The sequence below is a fragment of the Robinsoniella peoriensis genome (genome assembly GCF_000797495.1).
Lineage (GTDB): Bacteria > Bacillota > Clostridia > Lachnospirales > Lachnospiraceae > Robinsoniella > Robinsoniella peoriensis.
The window spans coordinates 49187-66047 of sequence record NZ_JTGN01000015.1 but is presented as its reverse complement, the minus strand read 5'-3'; the positions used below and the strand labels follow the sequence as shown (position 1 = coordinate 66047).

The 16861-nt window shown below is 42.6% G+C and carries 9 protein-coding genes; 7 read left to right on the top strand and 2 right to left on the bottom strand.

Translation table 11 applies throughout. The annotated features are described in order from the left end of the window. Positions 1-738, top strand: coding sequence for a tyrosine-type recombinase/integrase (locus QR40_RS24355; RefSeq protein ID WP_027295360.1), 738 nt, complete (start codon positions 1-3; stop codon positions 736-738). Between the two features lie 127 nt (positions 739-865). Here the strand turns inward: QR40_RS24355 and QR40_RS24350 are convergent, their stop codons facing one another. Next, the gene (locus tag QR40_RS24350; protein ID WP_044297210.1) at positions 866-1819 is read right to left on the bottom strand and encodes a 3'-5' exonuclease; all 954 of its coding nucleotides are present in this window, start codon (positions 1817-1819) and stop codon (positions 866-868) included. Between the two features lie 365 nt (positions 1820-2184). On the opposite strand from QR40_RS24350, the gene QR40_RS24345 reads away from it, so the two are divergent. After that, on the top strand, positions 2185-3297 hold the full coding sequence (locus tag QR40_RS24345; protein ID WP_027295358.1) for an ABC transporter ATP-binding protein: 1113 nt from the start codon (positions 2185-2187) through the stop codon (positions 3295-3297). Positions 3298-3334: 37 nt separating this feature from the next. Here the strand turns inward: QR40_RS24345 and QR40_RS24340 are convergent, their stop codons facing one another. Beyond that, positions 3335-4006, bottom strand: a complete 672-nt coding sequence (locus tag QR40_RS24340) for an MgtC/SapB family protein (protein WP_027295357.1) — start codon at positions 4004-4006, stop codon at positions 3335-3337. Positions 4007-4443: 437 nt separating this feature from the next. Here QR40_RS24340 and QR40_RS24335 point away from each other — a divergent pair, with 437 nt between their 5' ends. The 5 genes from QR40_RS24335 (at position 4444) to QR40_RS30295 (ending at position 16832) form a co-directional block, all read left to right on the top strand. Beyond that, on the top strand, positions 4444-5289 hold the full coding sequence (locus tag QR40_RS24335; protein WP_044297150.1) for a hypothetical protein: 846 nt from the start codon (positions 4444-4446) through the stop codon (positions 5287-5289). Positions 5290-5488: 199 nt separating this feature from the next. After that, positions 5489-9127, top strand: a complete 3639-nt coding sequence (locus QR40_RS24330) for a family 43 glycosylhydrolase (protein ID WP_044297144.1) — start codon at positions 5489-5491, stop codon at positions 9125-9127. 144 nt (positions 9128-9271) lie between these two features. Continuing rightward, on the top strand, positions 9272-13351 hold the full coding sequence (locus QR40_RS30300; protein WP_052431038.1) for a dockerin type I domain-containing protein: 4080 nt from the start codon (positions 9272-9274) through the stop codon (positions 13349-13351). 158 nt (positions 13352-13509) lie between these two features. Beyond that, a complete protein-coding gene (locus QR40_RS24320; RefSeq protein ID WP_081820323.1) occupies positions 13510-15051 on the top strand; it encodes a response regulator transcription factor in 1542 nt (513 codons plus the stop codon). Between the two features lie 50 nt (positions 15052-15101). Continuing rightward, a complete protein-coding gene (locus QR40_RS30295) occupies positions 15102-16832 on the top strand; it encodes a cache domain-containing sensor histidine kinase (protein ID WP_160295870.1) in 1731 nt (576 codons plus the stop codon). Positions 16833-16861: the final 29 nt, after the last annotated feature.

Sequence of the window (16861 nt, the reverse complement as noted above, 5' to 3'; positions counted from 1 at the left end):
ATGAACTGGGTATCACCAATTAAAGACGACGAGACATTAGAGAAATTTAAAAAAGCATTACGTGAGGTAGATGATAAGTATTACATTTTATTTGAAATAGGGGTAGGAACAGGTATGCAGCTTCAGGAGATTCTGAAGTTTAAAAATAAAGATATTCGGGATAAGGACAGTATAGAAGCTTCTATTGGTACAAAAAATATTGTGAGAACATTTAATATACCTGCGGATCTTAAGAAAATCATTCATGATTTTACGGAAGGGAAAGATCCGGAAAACTATCTGATTCAGGGACATGCCAGTTCTTCAGCACCTTTATCCAGGGAACAGGCTTACCGGGTATTTAAAAGCGTAGGAAGAAATATGGGCTTAAATTCTATTGGAGCCCAGACAATGAGAAAGACGTTTGCCTGGAGGTATTATAAGGCAACCAATGATATTTACTATCTGCAGAACCTTTTAAACCATGCTTCCCCATCTATTACTTACCGGTATATTGGTGAAAAACCGAATGTAGAAGTAGTCTTAAAAAAGATGACGCCGGAAGAAAATGAAAGAAGCCGTTACATCTTATACAAGGACGGAAGCGGTAAGAAGAGAATCCAGGAAATCCAGGAAATGTTCGCATATATTGAGAGAGAATTGGATAATCCTACAAACAATGATGCATTCTACGGAAGGGTAGATTGTTTATTGGTTGAGGTTGAAGATTTGATCGATAACTTTAAGAATACTAAATAATCAGCTCAAAGGCATAAAAAAACAGGTTCTGGCTATCAATGGCCGGAACCTGTTTTGCTGTGCAGTACTGCACGCGTATTACATAGCTGTGCAATTACCTGTCTGAAATGCATTGCATTAGAACTTTTTAGTAAATACCATGCCTTTTCAGACGCTTTTTTGTGCGCAGCTGTTCCTGTTTTTCTTTTATTGTCTGCGCTTCTTCTTCATCCACCAGTTTTAACGTTTTTACACAAAAAAACCGGTCATCTTCCGTGCGTTTCATCCGTATCTTGCCCTTTATCAGACCATGTTCTTCACAGGATGCAAGGCAGTAGTAATTTTTAGTGCCGTTTGAAAACCAACGCACTTTTTTTCTTGCGGCTTTGCCGCAGATATAGCACTTGGTTGCAGTCACTTTCCGGTCTTTCATGGCATCGGTTTTACTTGCAAAGTCTTTGGAAATAAATTTACAGTAAGTCGGATATACAGCATATATCTCTTCCTTGCGGGAACTAGGATGGATGTAACAGTCTATGGAGTAATTAGTCTGTATATCCTCTTCCTTAAGATGCTTCATGACCGCAGCAGTGTAATAAGCATCAGCCAGAGCGCGGTGAAAGCCAGCCCTTTTGTTTAATTTGAGAAAATCCACTGCATATTCCAGATTCCTGCGGGTTTTGCGGTCCTCGTATACAATGCTGAATATCTTCTGGATATCATAGTACCGCAGAGGATATGGAAGTGTATTTTCCACATTGTGAAAGCGCATATTCCGCTGCAGTTCTACCAGATCACTGGAGCCCCAGATACAGTAGCATGCATCATTCCCGCACCAGTCAAAAAAACTATGTATGACTTCTGGAAATGTGCGTGCATTCTCAAACTCCTCCATTTCCATCTGCAGTATTTCCTTTGTTTTAAAATGAAAGGAATGGTAAACGGTTGGCTTTATAATTTCATGAAAACGTCCGATCTCTTCTTTTTCTTTTGTAAGCTTTACTGCTCCGATTTCGATAATCTCGAAGGGAAGTGCCTTGTTTTCGCGGTCTTTTCCTTTGGGACACTGGTTCCATTCGAGGTCAAATATTATATAATCCATATCATCACCCATCTGTCTGTTATTAGAACGCAGTGACAAAAAAGCTGTTTCTGCGCCAGACAATTCAATAAAAATAGTGAAAGCTATCTTCTTTCACGCGGTTACATATAGGTAGTATACACAAAGTAAATAAAAAACACAAGGACTTCGTCAAGTTGTATATGAAATTGAAACTACTTTATGCAATTTGTCCTAAAAAAGTTTTGCTCAAATTGTGCGTAAGCAGATTTTACAAGGGTAACATAAAATCTTTGTTCAATTATGGTATGGCGGGAAATAGGCTTCTTTAGTATACTGTCAACATAGTTAAGACAGTAAAAAACAATACTCGCGGGGCGAGCGTAAATTTTTAGGAGGATGAAAAAATGGCAAGTTTATCATTACAGCATATTAACAAAGCATATCCAAACGGATTTGAGGCGGTAAAAGATTTTAACTTAGAGATTGAAGATAAAGAATTTATCATCTTTGTAGGACCTTCAGGATGTGGTAAATCTACTACACTCCGTATGATCGCAGGTCTGGAAGAGATTACAGGCGGTACATTAAAAATTGGCGATAAAGTTGTAAATGACGTTGAGCCTAAGGACAGAGATATTGCGATGGTATTCCAGAACTACGCTCTGTACCCACATATGACAGTTTATGATAACATGGCTTTTGGTCTTAAATTAAGAAAAGTTCCAAAAGATCAGATTGACAAAATGGTTAAAGAAGCAGCTAGAATCCTTGACCTTGAAAAATTATTAGACCGTAAACCAAAGGCTTTATCCGGTGGACAGAGACAGCGTGTTGCTATGGGACGTGCTATTGTTCGTGATCCTAAGGTATTCCTTATGGATGAGCCACTTTCAAACCTGGATGCTAAACTGAGAGTTCAGATGCGTATCGAGATCTCTAAGATTCATCAGAGACTGGGCGCTACAATCATCTACGTAACACATGACCAGACAGAGGCTATGACACTTGGTACCAGAATCGTTGTTATGAAAGACGGTATTGTACAGCAGGTTGATACACCTCAGAACTTATATAACTGCCCACAGAACTTATTCGTTGCTGGATTTATCGGATCTCCTCAGATGAACTTTGCAGATGCAACTGTTAACGTAAAAGGTAACGAAGTTGTTCTTAGAGTTGGTGATTTTGATATCAAACTGCCACCTGCAAAAGCTAAGAAGCTGATCGATGGCGGATATGCTGGAAAGACAGTTGTAATGGGTATTCGTCCGGAAGACGTACATGATTCCCAGATGTTCATCGAATCTTCACCGGAAACTGTTGTTGAATCTACAATCAGAGTTTACGAATTACTCGGTGCTGAAGTATTCTTATACTTCGATGTTGAAGGATTCCCAATGACAGCTCGTGTTGATCCTCGTACAACAGCAAGAACAGGCGATAAAGTTAGATTTGCTTTAGATGCTGAAAAGATTCAGGTATTTGATAAAGAAACCGAACTTACAATTACAAACTAATTAAAATATTAAGGGGGATTGCGAAAGCAATCCCCCTTTAAATATCTATTGAAGTTATCTCCGGTGTTTCCTTCAACAGCGTAACCACATCATTAATGTCATAAGATTCCGGAAATCGTACATAAAGTTTTATTTCTAGCTGGTGATTGTCTATCCGGGTTGCCCTAATATTGGATATAACAATCTTCTTAGAGGTAAATGCAGTTTCTAAAATCGTATTTATATCTTTGTCTTCTTCAACCTGAACAGTGATCTGTTCTGTCTTGGGAGCTTTTCTGAACTTCATCTTGTGAAATGCGAATTGCATAATCAGAATAAAAAGCGTCGCGGCAATACCGATTACATACATCCCGGCGCCAAATGCCATTCCGATTCCCACCACCCCCCAGATTCCGGCTGCGGTAGTCAGTCCGCTTACATTCATCTTTCTGGTAAAGATAACGCTTGCTCCTAAAAATCCAATAGCCGTCACAATACCTGCGGCAATACGGGAAGGATCCAGATTAATATTATCGGTGACCAGAACATCATAAAATCCATATTTTGAAATAATCATCATCAGGGCAGAAGTGAGAGACACTATGATATGTGTCCGGATACCTGCCACTTTCAGATGGTTCTCACGTTCATAACCAATGGCTGCACCGCAGAGTGCGGCACCCAGCATTCTTAACAGGTAAGATGACTGCAATAACAGGAATGCTTTCAATACAGACGCCTCCTTTCCATCATGTCACATTTTTAGTTACCTTATTATATGTCAATTAAATAAAAAAATCAAACTTACAATTAAAATAAATTTCTAGCCAAAATAGAAGATTCTAATTCAAGTAATGACCTGTAATATAACTATAATAGTTCAAATTTGCCGAAATAGTGATAAAAGCAGTGCCTGGATTTTTTAATTTATTGGGATTTTGTGAATTCTTCATTGAGGGTGTTTGCAGGACAAAATTAAAAAAATGCAATTTTCTAAAAAAAGTACTACTTTAAATAAAAAAGCGATAAAAAATGAAAATTCTAACGAACATAGTCCTAAAGAAGTGACGGAACTCTGTGCTAAAATGATCTCAGAAAGCTGGAAGAGCTAAGGAAATTAGGGCAATAGGAAAATTGCCCTGCGCAAAGGAAGGAGAAAGCACGGGAATGAAAAAGTGGATTAGGGCAGGAATGGGGCTTTGTACGGCACTGATGTTATTTCAATCGATGCCTGTTCTGGCAGCGGAAGGGACGGAAATTTCTATGGCTGTGCAGGAGTACAGTGAAAGTGACCGAACACTTGACGTAAGCTGCCTGATGGAAAATGGGGAAAATGTAACCAATGGAAAACTCCGAATTTACTATGATGCGGAAAAAGTAGAATTAAAGCCCAGCAAGGCGGGAGAAATCCTGTCAGGAGCGCTGTTTGAAATGAATGACTGCCTTACGGGAAACAAGCCGGAGGGAGAGATTATTGCAGTTTTTGCTTCATCCCAGAATATACCTGCTGACGGAAGCCTGGTTGATCTGGAATTCAAGCTGCAGGACGGTGTGGAAAAAGGAGATGAAATGCTCTTTAAAGTAGAGGTGGATAAGCTGTCAGGAGACAGTGGAGATATAGAAGCAGACGTTTTGGACCTTACCTATGTAGTAGGAGAAAAAGAAAAGCCAAAGGATGATCCGGATGATCAAACGGAGGATGACGATAAAAAGCCGCCTGCAGGGGACGGGCAGAATGGAAACCAGAACGGATCTGGAAATCAGGGTGGATCTGGAAACCAGAGCGGAAATGGAAATCAGGGCGGAACCGGAAACCAGAGTGGAAATGGAAATCAGGGCGGAACCGGAAACCAAAGTGGAAGTGGAAACCGAAGCGGGTCTAACAGTTCTAATAAAAGCGGTGTTAAGACTGGCGATAATACACCTGTTGCAAAATATCTGGTGTTGGGTGCAGGATCCTGCCTTGTAGTTTTAGGACTTGGAGTTGCCCGGCTGAAAAGAAGAAAGAGGTAAGCGGAGCAGTATTTCCCAAAAAAGTCCTATTGGATCAAAACAAAATTCTAAATTGTAAAAAAAGTTCTAAGATAGTAGAAATACCTCAAAATAGTAAAAAAAAGAAAGAATTTATTCCTAAAAGCTTTGTAAGTGTTCGTGATACAATAACCGCGAGTTCATTGAACAGTATCAAATATAAAAAGAGAGGAAGGCATTTATGAAAAAAAGAAGATGTTTCAAAAAAGCAATCGCCGGGATATCCGTGCTGGCAATGGGGGTTTCAACAATTATGCCGGCAATGCCTGCTGTTGCAGCGGAAGAACAAATGGATACCAAAGTACGGCAGGGTGACAGCATGCAGCTCACCGCAGAGGAGGCAGAGGGAAATGATTATGTACTCTATACCGTAAACTGTGGAACACCGGATCCGTCAGTAGTACCAAACCAGGACCAGGAACGTATGGGACTGTTTCAGTCAAATGTGGATCAGGCATTTGGAGCCGATACCGGGACTGGTGCGGAATGGGGGAGGAAACCAAATGATGCTTATTCCGCAGCTATTAATAACGGCAGTGATGCAACCGATATTGGAAACAGCTTTATCTATATGTCAGATGGAAGTGACATCACCTTTGACAAATACAAAAGTGCACTTGGGTATAATTTTGAGCTGCCAACAGAAAAGATCGAAGGGTTAGAGGAAAATACATATGAAGTAACCCTGGCATTTAAACATTACTGGGATAACCGTCTGGTGAATATTATGCTGGAGGGTGAGACGGTTGCTACTGATATTTCCGTTAATTATGGTGAGTGGGTAAGCAGAACTTTCACAACGAAAGTTACGGACGGTGAGCTGAACCTTCTTGTGAAGAGTCCCAGAAGGACAAGCGGCAAGGAAGATCCAATTCTGAATTATGTAAAAGTCCGTGCAGTAAAGGAAGAACTGAAAGAAGTGCCAGAGTACAGTTCCTTTACCGGTACGAAGGGAGATACCCTGTACGATACCAATGGCAATCAGATTCAGGCACATGGCGGACAGATACAGCAGCTGACCGTTGATGGGAAAACAAAGTGGTACTGGATTGGTGAGGACAAGACCAATGATTATCGTCCTGTGGGCGGTATCCATATGTATAGCTCTGATGACCTGTATAACTGGAAGGATGAAGGAATTGTACTGAGAACCATGGAAGATCCGGAACAGTTCGAATCAGACGCTTATTTCCGGGAATTATACGGAAATGAGAGCCAGGAGCAAAAGGACGCCGTATTTGTAGATCTTGATAAAAACAATTGTGTTATGGAGCGCCCAAAGATGATTTACAATGATCAGACAGATAAGTATGTTATCTGGTTCCATGCGGACGGACGCTATCCGGGCAGCGATGCTGATTATGGAAAGGCAAAAGCAGGAGTGGCAATCAGCGACAGTCCTAACGGACCGTTCAAGCTTCTGGGAAGTTATAAGTTGAATTCCCACAATGATCCCAATGGAAATCTGGGATATGACGGCTGGGAGGGACGTGGTTCAGTCCGTGACATGAACTTGTTCAAGGATGATGACGGTACTGCTTATGTGATCTATTCCTCCGAGGGAAATCAAACCATGTATGTATCTAAATTAAACGATGACTATACAGGTCTCAAAACAGCACCGGACGTTGCTGTTGAAGGTGTAGATTTTACCCGTAATTTCGAAGGCTGGTCCAGAGAAGCTCCGGCAATGTTCAAATACCGGGATAAATATTATGTGGTAACATCCGGCTGTACAGGATGGAGTCCAAACCAGGCAAAATATGCGGTGGCTGACACACCAATGGGACCATGGACAGAAATTGGTGATCCCTGTACGGATTGGGGAAGCGGAACTACATATGATACGCAGAGTACCTGTGTATTCCCTGTAGATGCAGAGAATGGAAAGTTCATTTATATGGGTGACCGCTGGAATGCAGGGGATTTAAGTGAATCCAGATATGTATGGGTTCCGGTAGAATTTCAGCCGGATAACAAGATTGCGCTAAGGAGATATGAAGATTGGACGCTGGATGATCTCAACGACAAAGGGCTCTTTGATATAATAACAGAACTTCCATCCGTGGTTTCTTCTGTAACTGATATCATGAAACAGCTTCCGTCAGAGGTAACTATTTCTTATGGTACAGATGAGGAGACAACTCCGGTAACCTGGAGCATGGGCGAGTATGATGAAAATAAAATCGGAATCGTGACGATCACAGGAAACCTTACAGAAAAGGGAAGAGAGTTTAGCAGGGATATATATATTGTAAATCCGTCAACACTGTACTTCTTTGACAGCGGGGCAGAAAAATCAGAATATTTTGATGCTGTAAAGAAAGAACTGGGTAATAAAGTTCTAAATGCGGTGACAGATCAAAAATACACAGAAGAAAATAAAGCAGGATATACAGGAGTCACCGAGGCAGAGTCACCGGAAAGCTTTGACATAGGTCTGCATGACGGTAAAAGCTTACAGGAAAACGGCTGGTGGGCAGGAGACGGTAAGAATATTGAGTACGCTTTTGATCTGAACCCTGGAACGTATACACTGGCAGCTGGATTCCAGGAGTGGTGGGATACACAGCGTGATATGAAACTCAGCATTAAAATGGGTGATCAGGTTCTGGCTGAGCAGGATTTTACACTTGCTGCAAACGATGGAAATTTACAGGTCAGCCAGTCATTTGAAGTAACAGAAGCTGGAAAAGCAGTTGTGACTGTTAGCAAGAGAGGAAGTGCAAATCCGGTACTCAGCTGGATTGGAGTTCTGGGCAGCGTTGACGAGCCTTCTGTTGGTGTAAACAAAAACAGCCTTCAGCATGCTATTACCATGGCAGAAAAACTGGAAGCAGAGCAGGACGCAAATAACTGTTATACAGAGGAAAGCTGGGCAAAAGTACAAAAAGCACTTGATGATGCAAGAACTGTGATGGCAGATACGGAAGCGTTACAGGAAGATGTTGACTACGCATTCCTGAAACTGATTTCTTCCTGCAACCTCCTAACGGATGGTATACAGAAAATGGGTCTGAATGCAGTGATTGAAGGTACAAAGGCAATATTGGAAAACGAAGAGGAACTGGCTGAATATACGGAAGAAAGCGTTGAGGCAGTTAGAAAAGCATTAGCAGATGCAGAAAAGGTATATGCAGAATCTGGCGCAGATCAGGAGACAGTGAATGCAGCTGCCAGAAAGCTAATGGATGCAGTGACGGGAATGCTGGTGAAAACAGAAGAAACCAGACTTGACATTCTCATCCGAAAAGCAGAAGAACTTCTGAAAAACAAAGACCAGTATACTTCTGCAAGTGCTGCCAATCTGGAGAAAGTCCTTGCAGAGGCAAAAGAAGTAGCAGGAAACAGCCAGGCCAGCGAGGCACAAATCAACGAGAGTTATGCAAATCTGGCTAAGGCAATGACAGATCTGGTAAGAAAAGGTGACAAGGCAGAACTGAAAAATGCTTTGGATAAGGCAAATGAGATTATAGCAAATTCAGGAAAATATCTGGAGGACACAATCTCAGGACTTCAGGCAGTAATTACAGAAGCCCAGACTGTCTATGACAGTGGCGATGCAGACACAGAAAAAGTCGGCGAAGTATTAAAGAAGCTGGTAAATGAAATACTGAAGGCACGGCTGAAAGGTGATGCAGATCTGAACGGCGTGGTAGATACCAGGGATTCAGCTGAAGTGTTAAAATATGATGCTGAGCTGAAGACATTGACAAAAGAGCAGATTAAGGCAGCAGATGTCAATGAAGATGGAGCAGCAAATACCAATGATGCAGTGTCAATACTGAAATATGCTGCCGGTAAAATTGAAGAGTTTTAAGGATTCTCACTGAACATCTGGAGGTTTCGGAGATAGTCCGGAAATAGATTAGATAAAAACGGAGAGCAGAATCCTGACACAGGTGGTCTGCTCTCTGTTTTTATTGAAAAGAAGTGGACTCAAGATCGGAAAAAGGAGAAAGATATGAGAAATAAAAAAAGATTAAAACAGACAGCAGCTGGAATGTCTGCACTGGTTATGGGGGCATCAGCTATCCTGTCAGCTATGGCGCCAATACCTGTAATGGCTGCAGGAGAATCAAAAGTGGCAGGAGAGATCGCTGTAAATCCGGACATTCATTACCAGACACTGGATGGATGGGGCACATCACTATGCTGGTGGGGAAATATCATCGGCTCCTGGGGAGATGCAGACTGGAATGGAAATGGAAGAGCTGACCGTGAGGAAATCGCGGAACTGGCATTTTCGCCGGAATATTTGAATCTGAATATTGTACGCTACAATGTAGGCGGCGGAGACAAAGCAGATTCTTCCATTAAACGGTGCGAAGGTCTGGTACCCGGCTGGACAAAGGATATGACCGGCACGGAAGATGGAAGCGGAGAATTCAATGGAGAAGCTTTTTACGCAAAGTCTACAGAAGAAATGAGCGATGCAGGGCAGTTGTGGATGCTGGAACAGGCAAATCAATACCGTTATGATTATGCCAGGGAAACAGGGGAAGAAAATACAATTATCAACAAAGTATTTTCCAATTCACCGCCTTATTACATGACAAAATCAGGTTCTTCCACAGGAGGCTACTGGGAGGATTCCAACAACCTGAAAGATGATTATTATGATGATTTTGCCATGTATATGGCAAGATCTGCAAATTGGGTAGACCGGAATCTTAAATCAAAATATGGAGTCGGTGTATCTTATATTGAGCCGCTGAATGAGCCGGACACCAATTACTGGCATGATGGAAGCACAAAGCAGGAAGGCTGCATTTTCAATACCGGAGAACTTCAGTCACGTGCATACCGTGAAATGCAGAAAGCTTTAGAAGCTGAGGAGTTCCAGGGGAATCTCAATGAAATGAAGATTACCGGAACAGATGAAACAAATCTGTGGACGTCAATTAATTCCTTTAACAGATTGGATGATGATATAAAAGCCAACATGGATACTATCAGTGCCCATACATACAGCGGAAGTGACAGTGAAAGAAAGGAACTGCGCCAGATTGCAGAAAAGTATGACAAGGGATTGTGGATGTCTGAGGTTACCAAAGGCGGCGGAAGTCACTATGAAGGATGCCACGAATCTATGGATGCCGCTAATACCCGTTCCCAGAGCGAAGGAATTATGGCAGATCTTAAATATATGCAGCCTAGCGCATGGATTGCATGGCTGGTGGCAGACAGTGAGTATGAATGTCTTCAGACCAATTCTAACTGGGGGCTGATTCATGCAGTATTTGAAAAAGATGGACAGCCGGTGCCGGATTACCATACAAATCTGGTGGATGAAAACGGTAACCGGAAAGAAGGCGTGCCGGGTGAAGGATACTGGGCAGTGACAAAACAATTCTATACCATGATGCAGTACAGCAAATACCTGAAAGCCGGATACACTATGATTGATATTCAGGAAGGCAACATGTGTGCAGCTATTTCACCGGAAGGTGACGAGCTGGTTATCGTTGCCCAGAACTTTGATGGTGAACGGAACACAACGGTGGATCTAAGTGCATTTCCCGGTGCTGCAGCTGCAGAGCTTTATCGTACTTCTGATTCAGAGAGCTGCCAGCTTACAGAAACGCAGGATGTTACAGATGGTGTGCTGGATATGACACTGCCGTCAAACTCCGTATCTACTTATGTAATAAGAGCAAATGACAAAAGTGCAATCTGCAGTCCCTCCAATTATGCAAAAATCGTGGATGCAGATGTAGAAAAGCCGGAAGAAGAGTGGACCTCAGATATTAATAAGTTTAGCTATGCAGGTTCCTGGGGAGATTCCGCAGATGATTTCGGAGGTGGAAAGTATACCACAGCACAGGATGGTTCGGCTGACTTTACCTTTGAGGGCAGTCAGGCTTTAATTTATGGAACAAAGGCACCGGAAGGGGCACTTGTAAATATAACCGTGGACGGCGGGGAGCCACAGGAAGTATCCCTGGTTTCCTCAGATAAAGAGGGCAGTACAATTCTCTTTAATACAGGAAGCCTTGGAGAAGGTACACATACCATATCCATATCCAAAGCAGCGGATCAGAATGAAAAGCTGCTGGAGATCAGCTGTGCAAAAGTGGTAAGGGGAACGCTGGAAGAGAAGGTTGAAAAAGTTGAAAAAAGTAAAACAGTGTATACCGTAAGCGGGGTGCAGCCTCTGTTGCCGGCTGCCGTATCTGCCTGGACAAATATGGGCAACAAAGTTGAAAAAAATGTTGTTTGGAAGCTGGAAGGTGTTGATTTTACAGGAAATGTAACACTGGAGGGGACTGTCCCGGAAACATCTGCCAAAGCATCGGTAGAGGTTAAGGTTGTAACAGGAAATGTGCAGTATTTTATTGACTGCAACAATCCGGGTTCACCGGAATATACACGGGTTAACAGCTATGCAAAACTTTTAAATGAGACCCCGGATCAGAAATTAACGAATGGAACCTGGGGATACCTGGAGGAATACGGCGCATACACCGGGGATAAAAACGATAATTATGACACCGGATGGTACGCAGCCCAGGGGCAGTCAATCAGCTATGTGGTTCCGCTTAAAGCCGGTAACTACCGTGTAAACCTGGGATTCAAAGAATGGTGGAACCAGGACCGACCAATGAAGGTATCGGTGACAGCAGGAGATAAGACTACGGAGCTTGGTACGGCAAATACCTGGAAGGGAGGAAATCCATGGAGTGAGGAAGTCTATGAGTTCACCTGCGAGACGGAAGAAAATGTTACATTTTCCGTGGCAGCAGACGGCGGGCCAGATCCGGTACTTTCCTATCTTCGGATTCAAAATATACTGGAAGTACAGGAACTAAAAGAAGCACTTGCCGGGGCAGCAGCAATTGACAGAAGCTTGTATCCCATGGAAAAACTGGCAGTGCTTGATGATTTAGTAAAAGCCGGACACCCCCTTCTTTACCAGGCGGGAACAAGTCAGAAGGATGTTGAACAGGCAGCTTTGCATATCCGTACAGCACTTGCAGATCTGAATGGCAGCGGTGAAACAGAAGAAACGGATCTGACAAGCCTGAGACTGGCAGTTGCAATGGCTGAAAAACTGGAAATACAGCAAAACCAAAACAATTGCTTTACAGAAAGCAGCTGGGCAGCCGCAGAAGAGGCCCTTAACATGGCAAAAGCAGTGCTGGAGAAGCCAGACGTTTCCCAGGAAGAAGTGGACTTGGCATTTTTGAAATTGATTACAGTATGCAACCTTTTGGAGAATGATACCCAGAAAACAGGTCTTCTGGCAACAATTGAAGGAGCTGAGGCGGTTCTGGCAGACGAGGAAAGTCTGGCACAGTATACGGAAGAAAGCGTCCAGGCAGTCAGGAATGCCCTGGCGGAGGCAAAAAGAGTATATACAAACGAGGGTATGAATCAGGAGGAAGTAAATGCGGCTGCCAGTAAGCTGATGGATGCAGTAACAGGTTTACTGTTAAAGAGAGAGGACTCAAGGCTTGGCATACTGATTCAAAAAGCAGAGGCAACGCTGAAAAATGAGGCGCAGTATACACCATCCACTATCGAAAAATTAAAAACAGCACTGGAAGCGGCCAAGGCAGTAGTCAAAAACAGTCAGGCCAGTGAGGCGGAAATCAATAAGGCATACAATGAACTGGCAGCTGCCATGACATCCCTCGTGAGAAAGGGGAACAAAACAGAGCTTAAAAATGCACTGGATATGGCGGATAACATGCTACAGGAACCCGGAAAATATCTGGGCAGCAGTATAGCTGGACTTCAGGGATTGACAGACGAAGCCCGGAAGGTTTATGATGATGTAGAGGCAGATGCAGAGCGTATCGGCGAAGTATTGAAGGGGCTGATCAATGAGATTCTTAAAGCCCGCCTTATGGGAGATACGGACCTGAATGGAGTGGTAGATACAAATGACTCCGCGGAACTGTTAGAGTATAATGCAGAGCTCAGACCATTTACTGAGGAACAGGAACTGGTAGCTGATGTAAACGGGGATGGAACAGCAGACAGTGGTGACGCAGCGGTTATTCTGCAGTATGCGGCGGAAAAAATTGTATCATTTTAGCAGATCCTAGAACCTGTTTTACATGCGCTGAAGCGTATTTAAACCAGGCTCTGATAGGTGAAGCAATAGATCCGGATGTATCTTACTAATTTAGGATATGTCCGGATTTTTTTGCTTATGTTTTACCCGGGGAAAGTGTATGTCAAACAAAGGAGAAAATGGAGAAGGAAAAGAAAATGGAGAGCAGTTGTAAGATAATGATAGTAGATGACGAATTTATCATGCGGCAGGGAATACGATTTATGATGAGATGGGAAGAGGAAGGGTATGAAATAGTAGGGGAGGCATCCAATGGAAAAGAAGCACTGGATTTGATTCCTTCACTGGAACCTCACATTATTCTGTGTGATATTGCTATGCCGGTCATGAGCGGACTGGATTTCATTAAGGTAGTAAGCAGAGAGTATCCGGAAATTAAAACCGTTGTATTGAGCAGCTATGATAATTTTGAATATGTCAGGGAAGCACTGTTAAATGGAGCGGTAGACTATGTTCTGAAGCCTACGCTTAATTCGGAGGAACTGCTGAAGCTGGTAAGAAAAGTATCTCAGAAGATACCGGATCTTCAACTTAAGAAAAAAACGGTTTCCGGCCTGGATAAGATGCTGGAAAGATATCTGGCAGGCTATGAACATGAACTAAAGGGAGCGGATGAGTTTCTGAGAGTGCTGCCCCACAGCTGCTATCGGCTGTTTGTGCTGCCGCTGCGGTGCAGGGACAGCAGCGGCGTTGATATGTCTCCTGTGTTATATGAGAAAACAGAGGAATTTCTGAATAGCATTCCCTACTGCAAATATTTAAGGTTTCTCCTGCGCAGAGAAACTTTATGTGTAATTCTGAATTATGGGGTGAGGGACGAGGACAGGCTGATTGAGGATCTGCATGCATTTATGGAGCAGATAGGACTAATTTCAGAGAGAATTCTGGGAACTCTGGGATTCCAGTATAAGAAACTGGAAGACTTAAAAAAAGATTTCCAGACACCTGGTTTTCTGGAACGGGAAAGTTTCTATTACAAAGGAGTGCATTTGTGCAGCATCCGGGAAATTTCAGAGGAGGAATCACTGGAGAAGTTTGATTTTCGTAAATTTGCATCTGCGGTAGTATCGCATAAATACAATGAGGCAATAGGAATTTTCCGGGTCTATATCGAAAAAGCAGTGAATAGCCAGTTGCCGGAATTTAAGCTGAAAAACCAGACAAAAAATCTTCTGTATAACCTCATAGGAGATTCAGAAGAACGGGTGCAGGAATTGGAGGAAATCAGCCGGGAAGCTTTTGATAAAATTGAGAAATCATCATGCTGTGAAGAATTCCTGGAGGTTTATGAAGAGATGCTTGATAGGATAGAGACGGTCCTTGAGACCACGGAGGAGGACCAGAATGTATATCTTGGAAAAATACTGGATTATATCCAGAAACATTATACAGAAGAACTGAATCTGCAAAATCTTGCAGAAGAATTTAATTTCAGTTACTCCTATCTTTCCGCCTATTTCAATCAGCATGCCTGCGAGGGATTTAGTGAGTATCTCAATAAAATCCGCATACAGAAAGCCTGTGAGTTTCTGAAAGATTCCAGATATTCTATTGCACAGGTCAGCTCTGTGGTAGGTTATTCCGATCACAGCTATTTTTGCAGGGTATTTAAGAAAATCGCAGGTAAAACACCCAGTGCATACAGAAGGGATAGTCGGTGATCCGGATGAAGAGAAGCATATGGACAGGAAAAAAAGTGCACTCCAACAGCATGGTTACTAAAATTCTTGCAGTTGTGACTGCCGGAATTCTGTGTGCCATTCTTGCAGTTACTGCAGTCATTATCGGTATGTCAAAAAAAATATTTGTAGATACCTATATAAGGTCCCAGGAAAAAGTGTTTTTAAGGATCGAGCATGAACTGAATAATTATCATGAAGATCTGATGAAGCTGTTCAGTGCGTTAAATTCCAGCTGGAATTTAAAATTGTACCTGCATGACGGAGCGCAGAGCCCTCAGTTTACATTTAAGATAACGTATAAGGCTGATCAGGACATGAAGAAAGCAATCCCCTCAAGTATGGACAATATCAGTGCCATGGTAGTCAGCAAGAGCGGAAAGAGTTATCTCAACCGGGAAGAAACAATAATAACGCCTGTCTCAGAAATTATTGGTTCGGAAGAAGCAAAATATGCACTGGAAAATCCTGAGACGGTGCAGTATATATTTAAACAAAACGGCTATACTTCAACGACCAGAAATACGCCGGTCATGATGGCGGTAAAAGCGCTCAGGGCAACCGGAAGTGAAGTCCCATACGGGGTGGCATACATAACACTTAAAGAAAGAGATTTTAAGAGGTATTATGAATATTTTACTTCACAATATGCGGAGTTTTATATGGTGGATCAGACAGGTAAGGTTGTTTCTTCCTCTGATAAGCAGATGGTCTGGAAGCAAATGCCACAAAAGAATCCGGGTATGGTACTGGAAAAAAAACTTGCCTATTATCACTGTACGGCATATGGCATTATCAACACCCAGAAAGCGCTGGGTAACCTGTATAATGAACCGTTGCTCTGGGTTATCTGTGGAGGCATTATGGCGGCGGCAAGCATCATAATATTCTTCATAACCAGACAGACAGCACGCCCCCTGTCCAAACTGGTATATAAAATGTCAAATGCCAGAAAGACCCGGTATGATGAACACATAGAACTTACGGGATCTAGAGAAATTGAGGAATTATCCTGTACATACAATGAGATGCTGGACGAGCTAAACAGATATATCGGTGAGCTTCTGACAATCCAGAAGGAGAAACGCAGGGCGGAGATTGCGGCTTTGCAGATGCAGATAAACCCGCATTATATTTATAATACCCTGGCAAGCATAAAATGGCTTATTTTTCAGGGAGATGTTGAAAAATCAACCAAGACTATAGATGCCTTTATTGCTCTGCTGAGAAGTACAATCAGCAATATGGACGAGTATATTACCATAGAAAGGGAAATAGAAAACCTGAAAAATTATGTGCTGATAAATAATACCAGATACGGTGATAAAATACAGGTGGAATATTTTGTAACCTTCGGGTGTGAGGAATGCAAAATACCGAAGATGATACTGCAGCCATTTGTGGAAAATGCATTTTTTCATGCGTTTCCTTATGAGGCAAAGGGAAATATCAAGATTTTGGTTCGTATGCTCAGTGGAAAGCTTCAACTTCAGATTATCGATAATGGTGTGGGGATAGCAGACGAGAACCTGCGAAAATTAACAGGAGAAAATGCCAAAACAGATCATTTCAGCGGAATAGGAATCAACAACGTGTCTGACAGGCTGAAACTGCTGTATGGAAGTGAGTACGGAATCAAAATTGAAAGCAAGGAGAACCGGGGAACAACAGTTACTATCCTGATTCCGGTGAAAAACCAGCGTACCCTCTGGCTTGCATCAGAAGGGGCAGCCACAGTACCGGAGGGAATTCCCCCTTGTTAGGTATTGCAATTTAAACTTTATCCGGCAGG